Origin of the sequence: Staphylococcus sp. Y174-1 (assembly GCF_049897865.1) — a bacterium.
Classification (GTDB): Bacteria; Bacillota; Bacilli; order Staphylococcales; family Staphylococcaceae; genus Staphylococcus; species Staphylococcus saprophyticus.
This window is the reverse complement of the sequence record NZ_JAFCXB010000001.1, coordinates 1-19411: the sequence shown is the minus strand read 5'-3', so window position 1 is coordinate 19411 and position 19411 is coordinate 1. Positions and strand designations below refer to the sequence as shown.

The window sequence follows — 19411 nt, the reverse complement described above, 5'->3', positions numbered from 1 at the left end:
TATACTTCTTTAATTTACTTATATATCGTTCAATTCTGTTATACAACAGAATCTGACGATTATAAAATGATTTTGCGATTTCATTAATTTTTTTAAATTTAATAGACTCGAAATACCAGTATATTGGAAAGCAATGATCTAATCGCACTATTCAATAATCTATTTTTATTCTCCCTATCATATGACTCAAAATATTCTATGTATCAAATGATAATTCATTTACTTACATTCCAAAAATAATGTATAATTATTTTCACTAATATTAATAAAAACTAAATATGAAAGCGTGATATGTTCAAATGAATTCAGTATGGTTTATATTAAAGGAACAGTTGACGAACCTGTATTTAATTAAAAGACTAGCAGATTTCCAATTACGAATTTCTAACCATAACAACTATTTAGGTGTAGCTTGGGAAATCATTAATCCAGCATTGCAAATTGCAGTATATTGGTTTGTATTTGGTCTAGGTTTACGGAATAATGCTACTCATGATGGGATACCTTTTATTTATTGGCTTATTGTAGGTATAAGTATGTGGTTTTTTGTAAATCAAGGTGTTTTAGAGGGTACAAAAGCGATTGTATCAAAATACAATCAAGTTGCAAAAATGAATTTTCCATTATCTGTCATACCTAGTTACATTGTATTTAGTAGATTTTATGGACATCTCGGCTTATTGTTGATTGTGTTAATCATTTGCTTTTCTGGTGGATATCACCCTTCTATTTATTCATTACAATTATTAATTTATGTACCTTATGCCTTAATATTAACGACTATTATCTCAATATTCACATCAACTTTGGCCGTATTGATTCGTGATACGCAAATGGTTATTCAATCGTTAATGAGAATCATATTTTTTGTATCTTCCATATTATACGCACCTAAAAATGAAATTGTGGTAACAGTCATGAAATTAAACCCGATTTATTTTTTAGCTGAAGGATACCGAGCCGCCCTATTGCACAAAGAATGGTATTTTATTAATCATTGGCATTTAACTGTTTATAATTTTGTACTTGTCTTGATTCTTTTTATCGTAGGAGCTGTCGTGCACATGCGTTATAGAGATCATTTTGCTGATTTTATGTAATTTATCTTAATAAAGCTCCCTTACATTGATAGAACTACTTTTTCATTTTATGAAAATAAGGCATTCCTATACATAAGCTCTAGCTTTTGTATTCTATATAAAGTGTATCCGGGACTTTATACATGTGCATTAGCTTAAATGTACATTATTTTCCACTTCTCAATTTAACCGCCCTTAGCTAAACGATGTAATCATTATTGAAACTCCACAATTATCCGAGATTTCATATATGTAATTTGTAATAGACTATTCTCATGTTATACTCAATTAAAATAATTTATAAGTAAATGTTTTATCAATATATGACAAATAAACTTTAGATTGGGGAATTAATTATGCAAGTAGATATCAATCATCCCGTCATTGCTATAAGTGCTTCGTTAAAATTTTTTCAATTACAAACTGTTTCAGGGCAACTCATTTTGCTAGATGATCGTATCATCTTTAAATCTCTAGAGACAATGCAAATTGGAAATATTAAGGAGACATTTTTATTTACAGATATCAAAAGCTTGAAGACAGGTTTCTCACTTTCACCTTTTAGAATTACAATAATGGACCATGATGGTGAAACATGGATATTTGATCAAGTCCATCGTAAAGATGCAAAAAAATTTGTAGAACTGTATCATGCTATTACATAATACCCATTTAGCCTTCATCATTTTCAATACAAGTTACTAAAAAAATGTTTGTAACAGACAACTGATTATCAATTAAATTTGCCTATCAAACGTGCAACTTACTTATGTTATTGCACATATATTGCATCTAATTTAATCGGCTGTCACTACTTATCTTTATCATCTTTTCTGCCTAAGAAATAATCAATAATTAAAATGATAAAAGGTATAGATAATGTTATGAATACTGAATAATGACCTCTCTTTATAAAAAAGTATGTGCATATCACCGTTATTATTAAACAAATTGCTAAGACAATCAGTACATATAATTTATTTTTATTCATATGCATAGTGCTCCCTCAAATTTAGTTCAATCACAAGATAACATATGATGCAAATCACTTCTAATTTGATGATATCCGTGTTTCAGTGTTTATGATTATTAAAAATACGAACCTATTAAAGTATATCAGTACGCATTAAAAAGTCTGAGACAAAATAGATGTCTCAGACTTTTTCAATTAGGCAGTAGATGATTGAGTTGAAAATATAAAGACTCACTTATTTATAAAAACTATTTTTCCATTTTTTATAGAAACAAATCGTTCTTTTGCATAAGCTAAAGCTTAGATATGCCACATAAAAATGCTAGTGAGACTTATGTATGCACGTTAGCTCAGGTAAAGCTTTATTCTAGTCATCTTTGCCTTGATTGCATAGGTAGGACGACGTAATCTTTATTAGAAAATTTGATTTCTATGCCCTACCCTTTATTAATCTATATTTATTCATTAAGTGTACGTTCTTTTGCTAACTTTCTTTCTTCAGCCTTTGAAATAACTAAAGCACATGCTGCGTCGCCTGTTATATTGACTGATGTTCTTGTCATATCAAGTAATCTATCAATCCCTAAAATAATACCGATGGCTGCTGGATCTAGTCCTACTGCATTTAATACCATTGCGAGCATAATCAATCCCACGCCAGGAACCCCAGCTGTACCAATAGATGCCACAACTGCTATAACGACAACTGTTATAATTTGCGAAACAGATAAAGTCACGCCAGAAATTTGAGCGATAAATATCGTTGCAACACCTTGCATTATGGCAGTACCATCCATGTTAATCGTTGCGCCTAAGGGTTGAACAAATGAAGCAATTTCCCGTCTAACCCCCATTTTTTTCGTGCATTCTAATGATACAGGTAAAGTAGCCGTAGAACTTGAAGCACTAAAACCTAATGTGATAGCTGGAATAAAGTCTTTGAAAAACTTTAATGGACTTGATTTTGCCATAAATTTAACGGCAGCACCATATACCACAAAGAAATGAATCCCTAACCCCAGTAAGACAATAAAGAAATACATACCTAATTGCTGGATTGCCCCAAATCCAGCACCAGTAAAGGCATGTGCTACAAGACCAAATGTACCAATTGGTGCAAAGACACTCATAATCATTGTTACAATATACATGAGTACATCATTGGTTTGTTCTAAAAATTTATGAACCATTTGTGCCTTTGAACCCACCATGATAATACCTACACCAATGAAAATAGCAAATGTAATAATTTGCAACATATTTTCATCCGTCATGGCTTGCAATGGATTTTTAGGAAATAAATTAATTAAAGTTTGATCAAATGTTTGTTTGGCGGCTGAATCTTGTGAACTGTCTTCTTTCTCTAATGTTTGTTGATAACTGGATACATCATCACTATTTAATAGTTCTGATTTTCCAGCACCGGGTTGTAATACTAAAGCCAATGTAATACCAATGACAATTGCAATCGCTGTCGTGGTTAAATAGAAGGTAATCGTTTTTATACCTATGCCCCCTAATAATTTTGGATCACCTACACCGACTACCCCTAAGACGATGGAAACAAAAACAACTGGCACTACTAACATAAAGATTAAATTCAGAAAGATTTGTCCGATAACATTAAATAGGTATTTATCTACGTTTTCTACAAAAGCTGTATTCGAAAATACATTAAAGATAGAACCAATTGCAATACCTAATACTAACGCTATGACGATCTTTAATGAAAGATGCTTCGTTTTCATAGCAATATCCCCCTTTTAGTTATTACTATTTATTATATAGTATTTTTATATAAATTAAAGTAATAATTCACCAAAATAGATATAGTGCCATGCCATGACATTATTTATGATCGTTTTATTACACACTATATTAAATTGTTTTGCATAGCATAAATTGCCGCCTGTGTACGATCCGTTACTTGAAGTTTACTAAATATATGGCTAACATGCGTTTTAATTGTTTTCTCTGATACAAAAAGTGTTTCTGCAATTTCTTTATTTGTTTTACCTTTTGCCATTTCCGTAAGTACTTCTGATTCCCTTTTTGAAAGCTTGTTTGCATAATGTGGCTTTTTACTTACTGTTTCAATGACATGTTGTGCTTGAGGATGAATGATTTTTTCTCCTGCAAGAACATGTTTTATTGTTTTTATTAATTGCTCAGGCTCTACATCTTTCATCTCATAACCATCTGCACCTTTATCAATTGCAGAAATAACATGTTCATCATCAATATAACTTGTTAACACTAATATTTTTACATTTGGATATTTTTTCTTCATCCATTCTGTAATTTCAATACCATTCATTTCTGGCATTACTAAATCTAATAATACAATATCGGGTAACGTGTTGTTTTCTAGATAATCTAAAAAGGTTCGACCATCTGAAAATCCACCTATAACCTCTAAATCTTCTACCGTTGATAATAAAAATTCTAATCCTTGCCTAACAATATGATGATCATCTACAAGTATAATTCGACTCATAACTTTCTTCCTTCCTATAACCACAACGGCACGCTTATATATATTTTAGTACCCTTGTTTTCAATTGATTCAATATATAAATTACCATTTATCGCTTTCGCACGTTGTCTCATATTATTGATTCCATGTGAATAATTAAAATTTGATTGATTCATATTAAAACCTTTACCAAAATCTTTAATTTCCACGATTAAAGATTGATGATTTTGCGTCAATTTCACATTAATCTCATTTGTATTCGCATGTTTCTTAGTATTATTCATAGCTTCTTGGATAATACGGTAGACATTTTCTTCTATTAAACTTGGTAAATTAATCAAACCTTCAACTTTTACACTTAACTCAATTTGTAAAATATCACTATAGTTATTTAATGCATTTACTAATCCTTGTTCTAATCCAACAGGTTTAAGTTGCCAGATCAATGACCGCATCTCATTCACGGCTTGTTGACTTGTATCTTCTATTACATTAAACGCATTCCGTGATACTTCCTCTTTCGTAATACCCTGGGCAGCATGTGCAGTCAGTTTCACAGAAAATAATAATTGATTCACTGAATCATGTAAATCTCGAGCTAATCGATTTCTTTCACTGATACGAGCAGCTTCTTTTTCTTTATTTGTGAGAATAATTCGTTTGATAGCAGAACCTATTTGAAAAGCAACTGACTCTAGTAATTCTAAGTCCTCTTCACTGTAGCTTGTTTTATAAGGTGTCGCCACATTTAATAATCCAAACTGTTCTTCTCCTGAACGTAATGGCACCGTTGCATGATGTGTAATACCATTTGTTTCAGCATGATGTGCACGATTAGCTAAATTAATGCGAGAGCAATTTATAATATTTGATGCCTTAGTTAACTTTTTATTTTGATATGCTTGAACACACCAACACGTGCCTTCACACATGTATTTACAATTGTCTTTGGCTAACGCTCCTGGAAGCTCAAAATGCGAGACTAATTCATGTTGCCCTACATCATCTATAAAGAAAATCCATCCAGTAGTAAAATCCGTTCCTTCTATAAGATATCTCAACGCGCCATCCATCATGCTGTATGTTTCTGTTTCTTCATTTAAAAATTCAGCTATTTCTTTAAGTAATGCAAGTCTTGTCGGTTTTTCCATTTAACCATTCCATTCCGTTACTACTTTAATATATATTATACCTTCTTCATGTTAAATTTTAAAATGTTGCTTCTACAACATTAATAAATGCATTCATTTAAATTTTAAATATAGAATTCATTTGACTAATATTTTTAATACTTTCTTTATGGTATGATAATAGTTGATAATCAAGGAGGATACTATGAAATTTGAAATCCCTAATAAATATAATCAATTAACATTAAGAGAAATTTTTCAACAATTGCAATTACCAAAAAAAGATTTACACACTTTAAATATGTCGAAAGCAATTACCATTAACGAATCGCCTGGAACGCTCATGACTAAAGTAAATACTGGCGATAATGTTTATATTCCAACACCAGATGAAGTGAGTAATTACTTACCTAGTTACCGCTTCGCTCAAATTTATTATGAAGATGATGACATAGCAATTGTCATGAAACCAAAAGGTGTGAAAACACATCCAAATGATTTAAAAGAAAGTAATACATTAATGAACCATGTCATTTATACAATAAAAAGTGATTATGTAGAACCTATTCACCGATTAGACCAAGAAACAGTTGGTTTATTAATCGTCGCAAAAAACCCATTAATGAAAAAAATCTTAGACCGTATGCTAGAGGAAAATGAAATAGACCGTATATATAAAGCAAATGTACATAGTTTATTACCTATCAAACCTCAGACTATCGATATGCCTATTGGTAAAGATAAATTTCATTCTAATAAACGTCGTGTCTCTTCTACAGGTCAATCTGCAATCACACATATTTTAAATTCAAAAATGATTAAAGAAGACGTCTGTGAATTAGAAATAAAATTAGATACCGGTAGAACGCATCAAATTCGTGTACACTTAGCAGAAATTGGTCACCCAGTTATTGGTGATCCATTATATGGTAACTCTACGTTAAGAAAATTAGAATTAAATAGTCACAAAATAGAATTTATTCATCCACTCAAACAAGAAAGTATAACTGTAAGTTTAGACGATGAAGTTTAATCATATAAAATAATTGCAATACCTTATCTCTATTAAAATAAGCTAGCATACTATTAAGTGTAAAAAAACTGTTGCATTTGATTATTCTGTAGTCAATTGCTAACGTTCAACGCATTAAAGTATAAAACAAAAAGAGCTAATCCATATGATAGGATTAGCTCTCTTAATTTAAATATTTGTATTTTCAGTGCTCTATGGAGTTTTATTTAGGTTCAACCATATCTTCTGGTTTAATCCATTGTTCGAATTGTTCTTCTGTAACATACCCTGAATTAATTGCTGATTCTTTTAAAGTAAGCCCTTCACGGTGAGCTTTTTTAGCGATACTAGCTGCTTTTTCATATCCAATGTGTGGATTCAAAGCAGTTACGAGCATTAATGATTGGTTTAAATAATTATCAATATTCTCTGGAATTGGCTCAATACCAACTGCACAATTATTATTAAATGTGTCCATACCATCTGCTAATAAATAAATTGACTGCAAGTTATTTAATAAAATAACTGGTTTGTATACATTGAGTTCAAAGTTACCTTGTGAACTTGCAATACCAACTGCTGTATCATTACCCATTACTTGAACTGCAACCATAGTTAACATTTCACATTGCGTTGGATTAACCTTACCAGGCATGATAGATGAACCAGGTTCATTCTCTGGTATGGAAATCTCAGCAAGACCCGCACGAGGTCCTGAAGCTAACCATCTTACATCATTGGCAATTTTCATTAGATCTGTTGCAAGTGCTTTAAGTGTACCATGCAATTGTACAACTTCGTCATGTGCTGTTAATGCATGGAATTTATTTTCAGATGATACAAAAGGATAGCCTGTATTTTCAGCTATAAATTTAGCTACTTTGTCACCAAACTCTGGATGTGCATTAATTCCTGTACCTACTGCAGTACCACCAATAGCTAAGTTTAAAATATGCGCTTTTGATTCACTTAACAACGTTTCACATTTATCTAACATATAACGCCAACCACTAATTTCTTGACCTAGTCGAATCGGTGTAGCATCTTGTAGATGCGTACGCCCAATTTTAATAATATCGTGATATTGTTCTTCTTTTTGTTTAAACGTATCTCTCAGTGTTTTTAATGCAGGTTCTAATTTTGTTTCAACTTCATTGTATAATGCAACATGCATTGCTGTTGGGAATGTATCATTAGAACTTTGAGATTTATTTACATCATCATTAGGATGAATAGACTCATCGATACCTTGCTCTTTTAAGTAAGTATTGGCAACATAACTTACAACTTCGTTTACATTCATATTACTTTGTGTACCACTCCCTGTTTGCCAAACAACAAGTGGGAAATGTTCATCTAATTCTTTATTTAATACGCGGTCACATGCATAGACAATCGCATCTTTTTTGGCATCTGATAATTTACCTAATGCATGATTAGCTAATGCTGCTCCTCTTTTTAATTGCGCAAATCCGTATACAACTTCAATTGGCATACGTTCTTTACCCACTGGAAAATTACGTTTACTTCTTTCTGTTTGTGCACCCCAGTATTTATCTGCAGGTACTTCAATTTCACCGAATGTATCATGTTCTATTCTTACTGACATTTATAATTCTCCCCTTCATTATTCATTGTTCGCTATTAGTATAGCATTAAACATTTTATAGGAGCAATCGTATTATATAGCGTTTTCATAATTCAATTGATAATTTTAAAATACATAAACAACAACACATTGATATTTTTTCTTTTATATAAAAAGGTAGCAGGAGAGTAATCAAATTTTTTAATCGTTTGTTTAAATAAGTGAGATTTTACCTTTTCAATTCAGTCATCTACTGCCTAAATGAAAAAAAGCGTCTGAGACATCTACTTTGTCTCAGACGCGATAATTGGAAATACAATTAAAATTTTTATATTAGATGAATGAACATAGTGACGTACATTTTATTAATCTTAAAAGCTCTATTATTAAAAATTGTCTTAACGCTCTTTAATGATATTAACACTTTTAAATTGATTTTTTGCCGCTTGAATCACGCCAACTGCAGTTAAAATTAATAAGATCGCACCTATCACTAATGTAACTGGACTAATTGTTATTAATAATCCTAGGAAACCATCTAAATTATCATAAAAGCTACCTAAAGGCTTAAATAATAATACAGTTATAACAATACAACATAACACACTAATAATGACGCCTGTTTGATTACTTTTTACAAAAGTTGATGCATTCACTTGATCTACTAAACCTTGTGATAAATTAATTTGTAATTTAATAATTTTGAATAATACTGGTAAATAAAGCGCTCCAATTGCCATTGGAAAACCTTTTATAGAAATTAAATTTACAATAACAGCACTTATCATGATATATTTCCAATATTTGCTTAACATTTATATAATTCTCCTTAAATCAATAATGCTTTAATAATAACACATTCACATTTAACATGGCATTTCTTTTTTTACCACATGACTTCGAAAAAAATCGTCATCACAATTACACAAAAAACCTTTGTGAACCATAATAATTCACAAAGGTGGCTTAAACTATTCATTTAAATCGGAACGTACTGCTGGGTCATGTGATTTATCTAATTTATCTTCATCATTTTCTTCAGAGATTTGTTCCATTTCTTTTCCTAATTCTACGACATCCTCTAAATCATCAACCATCGCGTTTTCTGACTCTAATTCATCACGATGTAGATTATTTTGATTTTTATCTAAACTCATTGCAATCACCTCACATATAAATTATGCAAAACGTGCAGTGAAATAATGTCTAACATCTTCTGGTAAACCTTCAGCAGCCGCTTCATCTAAAATAACATTAACCATACGATGCGCTTTTAAATCTGAAGGTTCAAAACTTGTTTTACCATTTTCTTCATAAAGTTTATGAACGACTTCTTTTTTATTGCTACCTGTAATAATTAAAATAACTTCACGTGACGAGAATAAACCTTGATTCACACTTACATCTAATTTACCATTTGTATCAATAGAAAGTACTTGTGTAATCAATTTCCCTTTATTTTCTTTAGTTTTGATTTTATCTTTAATAAATGATTCCGTATCTTCACCAAATGAAACATTGAAGATTTGGCCTTCTGGAACACCAAGTGCTTCAAAGTAGGATTTATTGTTATCATAATCCAGAATATTAATTTGACTAAAATCTACTGCATGTTTATCAACATTTTTCTTTAATTCATCCAATACTGGTGCATTGTCACTTGAAAGGTGTACACCAGCAATTGTTGTTGGATTGTTGTTAAATTGTTTTCTTAAGATATCTGCAGCATATTCCGCTACAACTTGTTCATTTTCTAAAACTTTAAAGTTCATTGCCATAGTAATTACACTCCTCTTTGTCTATTAAGACGCGTTCTAGCATTATTTTTATTATTACCCTTGTTACAGTAACCATAAACTATTTACTTAATTTAACTTATGATTCTTCTGATTTAAATTATATTTAGGCTTAACTTCATTATACAAAGCTTTAACTATAATTTCATTCATTTTAAACAATTAATGTAACCCAGGGAAACTTTGTTGTCTTAAAGCTTCGTATATAAGTAATGAAGCTGTATTAGATAGATTTAATGATCTAATATTATCATTCATTGGTATTCTTAAGGCAGTTTCAGCATAAGCATCTTTTACCCAATCAGGTAATCCAGTTGTTTCTCGTCCAAATATGAAAAAGTGGTCATGTTCTGTATCTGTGAAATCAAAATCTGAATACGTCTTTTTACCAAATTTAGTCAACAAATAGTATGTACCATCTGTGTTTTCAAAAAATGATTCAATGTTTTCATAATAGGTAATGTTCACAGATTCCCAATAATCTAAGCCTGCACGTTTTAACATTTTATCATCTGTACTAAAACCTAATGGCTTAATTAAATGTAAATGTGTATATGTACCAGCGCATGTTCTAGCAATACTGCCTGTATTACCAGGTATTTGTGGCTGAAATAATACTATATGGTTTGTCATGCTTTTATTCGCTCCTCATTTCAAGTCCTTTTATCATTTCTACTTGGACTTCTTCTATTTCATCATTATAATGTTGTTCTATAAAAGGCCTTGCCGCTTCACCTTGAATTTGACCTATTGCCCAATATGCAGTACCACGAATCATGGGTCTAGGATCATTCAAAGCTACTTCTTGTAATTCTGATATTGCAGTTTCATCTTTAAAATGCGCTAATGCGACGATAGCATTCCGCTGTATCGGTTTCTTCCCTCTCCATGCACCTGCTAAATGACCATAAGTGTTTTTAAATTCCTTATTACTCATTTGCAACAAAGGCACCAACCTAGGTTTCAAAATTTCTGGTTCTAATACGATATCATCTTGTTGAGTATTGATTCCTTTATTTCTTGGACAAACTTGCTGACATGTATCACAACCATATAAACGATTACCAATTTTATAACGATATTCATCAGCTAAATACCCTTTAGTTTGCGTTAAAAAGCTGATACATTTTTGACTATTTAATTGTCCATCACCAACAAGTGCTCCAGTTGGGCAACGATCAACACAAATGGTACAATCACCACAACTATCGATTAACGGATCATCTGGTGGAAAAGGTATACTTACAAGCATTTCACCTAGATATGTCCATGTACCTAATTCTGGATTAATAACAAAACCGTTTCTACCTACGTAACCTAAGCCCGCGCGTTCAGCAACTGCGCGATCTGAAAGTACACCAGTATCTACCATTGATTGTATTTCTACACCAGGTACTTTTTCTTCTAAATACGCACCTAATTTATCTAGGCGTTTCCTCATAATCGAATGATAGTCTTGTCCCCACGATGCTCGTGCAAACATACCACGGCGATCACCACGAACACTTTTAGGAGCGCCTTTCAATTTATTAGGATAACCCACTGCAATTGCAATGATTGATCTAGCTGTCGGCAGCGATAACTTCGGTTCAGTTCTCAATTCGATATCCGATTCTTCGAAACCAGATGCATAGCCTTTCGCATGATAGTCAGCTAACTTTTGTTTCAACTCATCAAAAGGATCAGCTGTAGTAAAACCAATACTATCGATACCAATTGTATGAGCATAATCTATGACATCTTGTTTCAATTGGTTTAAATCCATTTAATTACACCCCACATTAAAAACATACATTCCATAGTTTAACATATTCCGAAGTGTTTAGCGTATGACGTATTTTAGTTTTTCATGACAAAATTAAAAACCAAGTATCTAAAGTTACGATTATTAATTAATCTAACCTTAAATGCTTGGTTTCAACAGCTTATAGTACTCTACTCAAGAAGTTTTTAGTTCTTTCATGTTGTTGATGATCAAAAATATCTGTTGGCGATCCAGATTCAACAATCACGCCATCTGCCATAAAGACCACTTTATCACTTACATCCCTTGCAAAGTTCATTTCATGTGTGACAACGACCATTGTCATACCTTCTTTTGCTAGATCTTTCATTACCTTAAGCACATCACCAACAACTTCAGGATCAAGTGCTGACGTTGGTTCATCAAATAATAACACTTCAGGATTCATTGCCAATGCTCTAGCAATTGCAACCCTCTGCTTTTGTCCACCAGATAATTGAGAGGGATAAGCGTCTGCTTTATCTGCTAATCCAACCTTTTCAAGTAATGATTTCGCCTGTTGTTTTAAATTAGCGATATTATCTTTTTTCAATAAACTTGGCGCTAATATAACATTATCTATGACCTTTTTATGAGGAAACAAATTAAAATTTTGAAATACCATCCCCATTTGTTGACGTAAGGTTTCTAACTCAGTGCTGTTATGAGTTAAATGTTGTTCTTTAAAAATAACTTCCCCACTAGTCGGTGTTTCTAACAAATTCATGCAACGAAGTAATGTACTTTTCCCACTACCAGAAGGACCAATGATTGCGACGACTTCACCTTGATTTACCGTTAAATCAATTCCTTTGAGCACTTCATTTTTACCAAAAGATTTATATAAATTTTTAATATTAATCACTAACTTTCATTCTCCCTTCAAAGTAATACATCACTCTAGATAATGTAAATGTAAGAATAAAGTATAGTATTGCAGCAACGATTAATGGTGTAAATGGATCAAATGACGCACCTTGTACAACTTGTGCATTGAACATTATTTCACTAACACCAATGACTGAAACAATTGACGATTCTTTAATTACCGTTACAAATTCATTACCTAAAGCCGGTAAAATATTTTTAATAGCTTGCGGTAAAATAACTGACTTCATTGTCTGACCATAAGTTAAACCTAAACTACGTGCTGCTTCAGTTTGTCCACTATCAACAGCGTTAATACCTGCTCTTATTATTTCGGCAATATATGCTGAACAATTAATTACTAAAGCAATCATACCGCATATAAGCGCTGATATATTTAATCCAAGAACTGCTGTTGTTCCAAAGTAAACAAGGAATACTTGAACTAAAAGCGGTGTCCCTCTTAGGAATTCAATATAAGCTGAAGCAAGCCAACTTAATAATTTAATTTTGCTTAACTTAAGTAAAGCAATACCAGCACCAAACACTGTCCCTAATAGAACACCAACAATGGAAATTAATATCGTGTTCTGAATACCTTTTAAGAAGAAATTACCATACTTAGTGAAAAAATTACCGTCATCTTTTTTCATTGCTTCTGCCGCAGAAGCTTTATAATCCTTAATTAAATTATTATCTTTAACATCTTTGATAGATGCATTCAATTTTTCCATTAATTTTGGAGAATGTTTCGGAGCAGCGATTGCTGTACTTTTTGTACCTTCATTAAATTTAACATTTTCAGCAAATGTTAAATCTTTATTTTGTTTCAAATAAGCTTCAGCTACTGGTCCTTCGATGACCATTCCTTTTACCTTACCACTCTTTAATGACATGATTACTTCTGGAACTCTAGTCAAAGATTGTACCTGTGCATTATCAATTTCACTCTGAGCAATTTTTTCTTGTTGTGTTTGTTTTTGAACACCTATTTTTTTATTTGCAAAATCGTCAATATCTTTTAAATTATCTGCATCTGATTTTTTTATTATCATTTTTTGTTGGACTGTCATATATGGGTTAGAAAAATCTACTTCTTTTTCACGCTCTGGTGTTGGTGTCATACCAGAAATAATTAAATCGACTTTCCCAGTCTTAATTGCTCCCAATAAACTGTCAAATTGCATATTTACAATTTTTAATTTCAGATGATTATCTTTAGCTACTTTTTTAGCTAAGTCAATATCGATACCTGCATATTCCGATTTACCATTTACATTATGCTCAAATTCATATGGTGCATAATCTGCAGATAAACCTACGCGTAATTCACCACGCGCTTTTATTTTATCCCATTGATCCTGTTCCGCTCCATGTGCAACAGGGCTAATGTAAGTTAATATACCGCTACTAATTAAAATAACAGTCATAATCAATTTAATCATGTGTTTCATTTTCTAACCCCTTTCTATATAATTCATTATTATACATAATTACGAAATAATATTCAATATAATTTTAGGAATCTATTTAAACTTATATAAACAGCTAATTACCTCAAATTCTGTCCCTTGAGTATAAAAAAAGAGAGCCTGGGACAAAACTAGATGTCTCAGACTCTTGTTCAATTAGGCACTAAATGACTAAATTGAAAATGTATAGCCTACTTATTTTAAAGAAACTATTTTTCCTATTCTTATGGAAAAGAGTAGTTCTTATACATAGGCTAAATCTTATATATAATTCTAGTGAAACTTATACATGCACGTTAGCTCAGGCAGACCTTTATCATAGTTATCTCTGCCTTGGTTACATAGGTGGAACTACAAAAGACCCACTAGAAAATTTAATTTCTGCCCTATGCTTCATAATCAATTACAGGTTGCTGTCATGCTTGTTAATATACATTAATTTATACTCTATACCTTAAAGTAAAATATATAGACATAGAAAATAATATTGACACTATAATAAACTTAAAGTTTTAGATTTTTAGACTTAACTACACCTATACAATACCTTGAAAATGTATAGATATTCATTTTCTTAGATAACCAACTGCCATACACAAATTCAAAACACTTTATTGTTTTGGTATTTCAAATCTATATATGTCATCTGAATAACTGCCTATGAATTTTTTACATAATTCATGTACAAAAAATGCTGCTACAAATGGAATAATAAGATAACCAAAAATTAAAAGGATAATATTTATTACTGGATCACCATCCATCCGATTAAATGCGTTTATTGGCCCTACTAAACCTGTATAACCAAAACCAGCAGACATTGGTGTCCCTTGAATTCCTATGAAATAAGCAATTAACCCTCCTATGATACCATTAATAACTAAAGGCACCGCGATGATTAAATGTTTAAAGTATACTGGAATCATCATTTTAGCTGCACCAATAATTAATACAAGATTGACACCTGCACCATTCACTCGTATTGAACCGAATAAAAATGTTACACAAGCTGCTACAATACCCATATTAGCTGCACCACTTCCTAAACCAGACAAACCAATTGCAGTGGCAATTGCTACCACAGATATGGGTGTAACCATTAATAAAGAATATGTAACACAGATAAGGATAGACATCAACATAGGATTCAGTTCTGTAAAAGAACTCACTAAATGTCCAATTCCTTTCGTCACATTCGATACATACCCTAGTGTATAAATACCTATAATGCCACTTACAACCGGAATCACTACCGGTAAAATAATCATTTCAAGCGATCCTAATTTGTTTTGAAGTATTAAATATAAAAAACAGGCTACCATGACTACTAATATCGTATTTATAATATCTCCAATACCATTTAACATAAAACCGTTTGATGTTATTTTTACTGCTCCACTACCAAGCATTGCAGAAACGCCAACCATCGTTGCACCAGCACCACTAAATTTAAATTGATGCGCTGCTAATACTCCAATAATAAAAGCCATAAATGATTGAATTAATACAACCAATTGATACACTGATTCTAATAATTGATTACCTTCTTTGAAGAATTTTAATAACTCTCCTAACAATGCATTCGGTATTAATGCAATTACAACACCAGCACCCACAGCTTGAAGTATGTTGCTAAAAAATTGTTTACTACTATTGTTTTTAGTTTTACTCTTAGACATTCATTTTCCTCCAAATAAAGCATTAGACTCATAATATTATACTTTCTTAAAAACCACAATATAAAGCTATAATGGTAAATATAATATCAATGATTTATATTCTTTTTTTAAATTTAAAACAAAACGTATATTTGACATAAAAAAAGAACCTCGTAGATACGAGGTTCAAAAACAAACAGAGTCTGTTTATTACTATAGTTATACCGGTGGTCGGGATCGAACCGACACTCCAAGAAGGAACGGGATTTTGAGTCCCGCGCGTCTGCCAATTCCGCCACACCGGCTCAATAAATAATTGAGCGATCACTTATTTTACAAAAAGTAACCGTTTATGTTCGAAACAGCATAAATACATTATATAACTTAGAACTTTTGTCGTCAATAGATTTCTTAATAAAGAGCGTAATCACTAGCTTTTGAAAGAAAAACACCTTACTAAAAAAGTATAAATTGTCACTATTCATAATATCTTTGCCTTATAAATAAATTAAACTAATTACCACGTCTTAATTTAAATAAATTCATCATTTTTAATTAGAATCAAATTATTAAGTACAAATCAAATTAACTATTTACTTAAAAATCAATCTAAAATTATTTCATTTTCCTTTTCACCAATCATTTGTGTTATTTGGTTAAATTCATTCATTACAGCTACTTTAGGTACGTGATTTATAAGCTCAGTTTCATTTAATTGAACATATGTCATAATAATCACAACATCGTCTACTTCTACTAACCTAGAAGCAGCTCCATTTAAGCATATCTTACCACTTCCACGTTCTCCTTCAATAACATAGGTTTCAAAACGTGCACCATTATTATTATTTACAATTGCCACTTTCTCATTGGGTAATATATCTACTGCTTCCAATATATCTTTATCAATCGTAATACTACCTACATAGTTTAAATTAGATTCTGTTACTCTTGCTCTGTGAATTTTTCCATTCATCATTGTACGTATCATAGAAATTATAGCTCCTATAGTTCAAATTTTTAATTATACATAAATCAAGTATTAATTATTACTTCATATAACATAACCACTTAATAATACCACATTGATTAAGACGTTAAAATAATATTTACCTCAATATAAATAAACAACAATCCAAAGTGATTATTAAATTTATATACTTAAAAAAGTGTAAAAAAAAACTTCCTCAATGGAAGAATAAATGGAGCGGAAGATAGGACTTACACCTATACCTCATTCCGGGAAGGAACGTGTTCTAAAAGTTGAACTACTCCCGCAAAATAATATGGAGCGGAGGATAGGACTTACACCTACACCTCGTTCTGGGAAAGAACGTGTTCTAAAAGTTGAACTACCCCCGCAAGGGATATAATAATTTAATATGGAGCGGAAGATAGGACTTACACCTATACCTCATTCCGGGAAGGAACGTGTTCTAAAAGTTGAACTACTCCCGCATATTGTTGAAGGCGGCAACCGGATTTGAACCGGTGATAAAGGTTTTGCAGACCTCTGCCTTACCACTTGGCTATGCCGCCAATAAAAAACTGGGCTAGCTGGATTCGAACCAGCGCGTGATGGAGTCAAAGTCCATTGCCTTACCGCTTGGCTATAGCCCAATAATACTAAGGGCGGATGATGGGAATCGAACCCACGAGTGTCGGAACCACAATCCGATGCGTTAACCACTTCGCCACAACCGCCATGGCAGGGGCAGTAGGAATCGAACCCACATCAAAGGTTTTGGAGACCTCTATTCTACCGTTGAAATATGCCCCTATTAAATTAAATAAATGGTGGAGGGGGGCAGATTCGAACTGCCGAACCCGAAGGAGCGGATTTACAGTCCGCCGCGTTTAGCCACTTCGCTACCCCTCCAAAAGATGGTGCCGGCCAGAGGACTTGAACCCCCAACCTACTGATTACAAGTCAGTTGCTCTACCAGTTGAGCTAGGCCGGCTTGCATTAAAAATGGTTCAGGACAGAATCGAACTGCCGACACATGGAGCTTCAATCCATTGCTCTACCAACTGAGCTACTGAACCATAATAAATGGCGGTCCCGATGGGATTCGAACCCACGATCTCCTGCGTGACAGGCAGGCGTGTTAACCGCTACACTACGGGACCTTTTAAAAATTGCGGGAGGCGGATTTGAACCACCGACCTTCGGGTTATGAGCCCGACGAGCTACCGAACTGCTCCATCCCGCGTTAATAATATAAATGGCGGAGGAAGAGGGATTCGAACCCCCGCGAGCCGTTAAGCTCCTGTCGGTTTTCAAGACCGATCCCTTCAGCCGGACTTGGGTATTCCTCCACAAATATTAGCTAAAAATAAATTATATTCAATTATTATAAAGATGGCGGAGGAAGAGGGATTCGAACCCCCGCGGGCCGTTAAGCCCCTGTCGGTTTTCAAGACCGATCCCTTCAGCCGGACTTGGGTATTCCTCCAAAATTATATGGACCTTGCAGGACTCGAACCTGCGACCGAACGGTTATGAGCCGTTAGCTCTAACCAACTGAGCTAAAGGTCCTAAATATAATTTACAACTAATAATTAGTGGCGGTGGAGGGGATCGAACCCCCGACCTCACGGGTATGAACCGTACGCTCTAGCCAGCTGAGCTACACCGCCGTTGTATTTTAGTTTGTATTAAATATGGTGGAGACTAGCGGGATCGAACCGCTGACCTCCTGCGTGCAAAGCAGGCGCTCTCCCATCTGAGCTAAGCCCCCATATACAAATTTTCAGGGAATCGGGAAGACAGGATTCGAACCTGCGACCCCTTGGTCCCAAACCAAGTGCTCTACCAAGCTGAGCTACTTCCCGTAAATTAGTGCGCCCAATAGGGGTCGAACCTATAACCTCTTGATTCGTAGTCAAGTACTCTATCCAGTTGAGCTATGGGCGCATAATTTTTATAGGATGATGCCGAGGACCGGAATCGAACCGGTACGATAATCACTTATCGCAGGATTTTAAGTCCTGTGCGTCTGCCAGTTCCGCCACCCCGGCAAAATAATGGAGCAGAAGACGGGATTCGAACCCGCGACCCCGACCTTGGCAAGGTCGTATTCTACCGCTGAACTACTTCTGCATATGCGGGTGAAGGGAGTCGAACCCCCACGCCGTAAGGCGCTAGATCCTAAGTCTAGTGCGTCTGCCAATTCCGCCACACCCGCGATATTAAAATGATAATGGTGAGCCATAGTGGGCTCGAACCACTGACCCTCTGATTAAAAGTCAGATGCTCTACCAACTGAGCTAATGGCTCATCAAAATGGTGCCGGCCAGAGGACTTGAACCCCCAACCTACTGATTACAAGTCAGTTGCTCTACCAGTTGAGCTAGGCCGGCTAAATTAAATAAATGGTGGAGGATGACGGGTTCGAACCGCCGACCCTCTGCTTGTAAGGCAGATGCTCTCCCAGCTGAGCTAATCCTCCATATAAATTGCCTGGCAACGTCCTACTCTTGCGGAACGTAAGTCCGACTACCATCGGCGCTAAGGAGCTTAACTTCTGTGTTCGGCATGGGAACAGGTGTGACCTCCTTGCCATTGTCACCAGAC

Annotated in this window: 16 protein-coding genes, 26 tRNA genes and 1 rRNA gene; 3 read left to right on the top strand and 40 right to left on the bottom strand. The window is 33.6% G+C overall.

The features are described 5' to 3' along the window. The first annotated feature begins 299 nt into the window (after positions 1–299). Together ACP7BT_RS00215 and ACP7BT_RS00210 are read left to right on the top strand one after the other, a co-directional pair. Entirely contained in the window at positions 300–1100 is an 801-nt protein-coding gene (locus ACP7BT_RS00215) for an ABC transporter permease (protein ID WP_041080116.1), read from the top strand. Between the two features lie 335 nt (positions 1101–1435). Next, positions 1436–1744, top strand: a complete 309-nt coding sequence (locus ACP7BT_RS00210) for a hypothetical protein (RefSeq protein WP_002482884.1) — start codon at positions 1436–1438, stop codon at positions 1742–1744. Positions 1745–2510: 766 nt separating this feature from the next. Here ACP7BT_RS00210 and ACP7BT_RS00205 read toward each other — a convergent pair. From ACP7BT_RS00205 to ACP7BT_RS00195, 3 genes are all read right to left on the bottom strand, one after another. After that, positions 2511–3800, bottom strand: a complete 1290-nt coding sequence (locus tag ACP7BT_RS00205; protein WP_041080118.1) for a dicarboxylate/amino acid:cation symporter — start codon at positions 3798–3800, stop codon at positions 2511–2513. 125 nt (positions 3801–3925) lie between these two features. Next, entirely contained in the window at positions 3926–4549 is a 624-nt protein-coding gene (locus tag ACP7BT_RS00200; RefSeq protein WP_041080120.1) for a response regulator, read from the bottom strand. 14 nt (positions 4550–4563) lie between these two features. Then, entirely contained in the window at positions 4564–5679 is a 1116-nt protein-coding gene (locus ACP7BT_RS00195; protein ID WP_041080122.1) for a GAF domain-containing sensor histidine kinase, read from the bottom strand. Positions 5680–5863: 184 nt separating this feature from the next. Here ACP7BT_RS00195 and ACP7BT_RS00190 point away from each other — a divergent pair, with 184 nt between their 5' ends. Beyond that, complete coding sequence (locus tag ACP7BT_RS00190; RefSeq protein WP_041080124.1) at positions 5864–6691, top strand: RluA family pseudouridine synthase; 828 nt, start codon at positions 5864–5866, stop codon at positions 6689–6691. Between the two features lie 202 nt (positions 6692–6893). On the opposite strand, the gene fumC is transcribed toward ACP7BT_RS00190, so the two are convergent. The 37 genes from fumC to rrf form a co-directional block, all read right to left on the bottom strand. After that, a complete protein-coding gene (fumC, locus tag ACP7BT_RS00185) occupies positions 6894–8279 on the bottom strand; it encodes a class II fumarate hydratase (RefSeq protein ID WP_041080126.1) in 1386 nt (461 codons plus the stop codon). Between the two features lie 377 nt (positions 8280–8656). Beyond that, a complete protein-coding gene (locus tag ACP7BT_RS00180; protein ID WP_041080128.1) occupies positions 8657–9073 on the bottom strand; it encodes a hypothetical protein in 417 nt (138 codons plus the stop codon). Positions 9074–9229: 156 nt separating this feature from the next. Beyond that, positions 9230–9415: an SAS053 family DNA gyrase inhibitor gene (locus tag ACP7BT_RS00175; RefSeq protein WP_011302805.1), complete on the bottom strand. Its 186-nt coding sequence runs from the start codon at positions 9413–9415 to the stop codon at positions 9230–9232. A 21-nt stretch (positions 9416–9436) separates the two neighbouring features. Continuing rightward, positions 9437–10036 carry a 6-phosphogluconolactonase gene (locus ACP7BT_RS00170; protein ID WP_002482876.1) on the bottom strand — a complete coding sequence of 200 codons (600 nt, stop codon included), beginning with the start codon at positions 10034–10036 and terminating at the stop codon, positions 9437–9439. 180 nt (positions 10037–10216) lie between these two features. Further along, complete coding sequence (trmL, locus tag ACP7BT_RS00165; protein ID WP_002482875.1) at positions 10217–10687, bottom strand: tRNA (uridine(34)/cytosine(34)/5-carboxymethylaminomethyluridine(34)-2'-O)-methyltransferase TrmL; 471 nt, start codon at positions 10685–10687, stop codon at positions 10217–10219. Between the two features lie 4 nt (positions 10688–10691). Continuing rightward, the gene (queG, locus tag ACP7BT_RS00160; protein WP_002482874.1) at positions 10692–11819 is read right to left on the bottom strand and encodes a tRNA epoxyqueuosine(34) reductase QueG; all 1128 of its coding nucleotides are present in this window, start codon (positions 11817–11819) and stop codon (positions 10692–10694) included. Positions 11820–11979: 160 nt separating this feature from the next. Beyond that, positions 11980–12702, bottom strand: coding sequence for an amino acid ABC transporter ATP-binding protein (locus tag ACP7BT_RS00155; RefSeq protein ID WP_002482873.1), 723 nt, complete (start codon positions 12700–12702; stop codon positions 11980–11982). Next, the gene (locus ACP7BT_RS00150; protein ID WP_002482872.1) at positions 12695–14158 is read right to left on the bottom strand and encodes an ABC transporter substrate-binding protein/permease; all 1464 of its coding nucleotides are present in this window, start codon (positions 14156–14158) and stop codon (positions 12695–12697) included. Before ACP7BT_RS00150 ends, ACP7BT_RS00155 begins: the two co-directional genes overlap by 8 nt. A gap of 629 nt (positions 14159–14787) precedes the next feature. Beyond that, on the bottom strand, positions 14788–15855 hold the full coding sequence (locus ACP7BT_RS00145) for a PTS transporter subunit IIC (protein WP_041080130.1): 1068 nt from the start codon (positions 15853–15855) through the stop codon (positions 14788–14790). Between the two features lie 201 nt (positions 15856–16056). After that, positions 16057–16139, bottom strand: a tRNA-Leu gene (locus tag ACP7BT_RS00140). Positions 16140–16438: 299 nt separating this feature from the next. After that, positions 16439–16825 carry an aspartate 1-decarboxylase gene (gene panD / locus ACP7BT_RS00135; RefSeq protein WP_002482870.1) on the bottom strand — a complete coding sequence of 129 codons (387 nt, stop codon included), beginning with the start codon at positions 16823–16825 and terminating at the stop codon, positions 16439–16441. A 212-nt stretch (positions 16826–17037) separates the two neighbouring features. After that, positions 17038–17112, bottom strand: a tRNA-Gly gene (locus ACP7BT_RS00130). 9 nt (positions 17113–17121) lie between these two features. Next, positions 17122–17196, bottom strand: a tRNA-Gly gene (locus tag ACP7BT_RS00125). A gap of 21 nt (positions 17197–17217) precedes the next feature. After that, positions 17218–17292 (bottom strand) — tRNA-Gly (locus ACP7BT_RS00120). Between the two features lie 10 nt (positions 17293–17302). After that, positions 17303–17373, bottom strand: a tRNA-Cys gene (locus ACP7BT_RS00115). Between the two features lie 9 nt (positions 17374–17382). After that, a tRNA-Gln gene (locus tag ACP7BT_RS00110) sits at positions 17383–17454 on the bottom strand. 11 nt (positions 17455–17465) lie between these two features. Further along, a tRNA-His gene (locus ACP7BT_RS00105) sits at positions 17466–17538 on the bottom strand. Between the two features lie 2 nt (positions 17539–17540). After that, positions 17541–17614 (bottom strand) — tRNA-Trp (locus tag ACP7BT_RS00100). 15 nt (positions 17615–17629) lie between these two features. Further along, a tRNA-Tyr gene (locus ACP7BT_RS00095) sits at positions 17630–17713 on the bottom strand. A gap of 6 nt (positions 17714–17719) precedes the next feature. After that, positions 17720–17795, bottom strand: a tRNA-Thr gene (locus ACP7BT_RS00090). A gap of 12 nt (positions 17796–17807) precedes the next feature. Next, a tRNA-Phe gene (locus ACP7BT_RS00085) sits at positions 17808–17880 on the bottom strand. 8 nt (positions 17881–17888) lie between these two features. Further along, positions 17889–17964 (bottom strand) — tRNA-Asp (locus tag ACP7BT_RS00080). Between the two features lie 9 nt (positions 17965–17973). After that, a tRNA-Met gene (locus tag ACP7BT_RS00075) sits at positions 17974–18047 on the bottom strand. 13 nt (positions 18048–18060) lie between these two features. Continuing rightward, positions 18061–18153: transfer RNA gene (locus ACP7BT_RS00070), tRNA-Ser, on the bottom strand. A gap of 44 nt (positions 18154–18197) precedes the next feature. After that, a tRNA-Ser gene (locus tag ACP7BT_RS00065) sits at positions 18198–18290 on the bottom strand. A gap of 9 nt (positions 18291–18299) precedes the next feature. Further along, a tRNA-Ile gene (locus tag ACP7BT_RS00060) sits at positions 18300–18373 on the bottom strand. A gap of 27 nt (positions 18374–18400) precedes the next feature. After that, positions 18401–18474 (bottom strand) — tRNA-Met (locus ACP7BT_RS00055). 25 nt (positions 18475–18499) lie between these two features. Continuing rightward, positions 18500–18575: transfer RNA gene (locus ACP7BT_RS00050), tRNA-Ala, on the bottom strand. 20 nt (positions 18576–18595) lie between these two features. Further along, positions 18596–18669 (bottom strand) — tRNA-Pro (locus ACP7BT_RS00045). 8 nt (positions 18670–18677) lie between these two features. Then, a tRNA-Arg gene (locus ACP7BT_RS00040) sits at positions 18678–18751 on the bottom strand. A gap of 18 nt (positions 18752–18769) precedes the next feature. Next, positions 18770–18855 (bottom strand) — tRNA-Leu (locus ACP7BT_RS00035). Between the two features lie 7 nt (positions 18856–18862). Beyond that, a tRNA-Gly gene (locus ACP7BT_RS00030) sits at positions 18863–18937 on the bottom strand. A 3-nt stretch (positions 18938–18940) separates the two neighbouring features. After that, positions 18941–19022 (bottom strand) — tRNA-Leu (locus ACP7BT_RS00025). 16 nt (positions 19023–19038) lie between these two features. After that, positions 19039–19114 (bottom strand) — tRNA-Lys (locus ACP7BT_RS00020). A 7-nt stretch (positions 19115–19121) separates the two neighbouring features. Further along, positions 19122–19197: transfer RNA gene (locus ACP7BT_RS00015), tRNA-Thr, on the bottom strand. 13 nt (positions 19198–19210) lie between these two features. After that, a tRNA-Val gene (locus ACP7BT_RS00010) sits at positions 19211–19286 on the bottom strand. Positions 19287–19295: 9 nt separating this feature from the next. Continuing rightward, positions 19296–19410, bottom strand: a 5S ribosomal RNA gene (gene rrf / locus ACP7BT_RS00005). Position 19411: the final 1 nt, after the last annotated feature.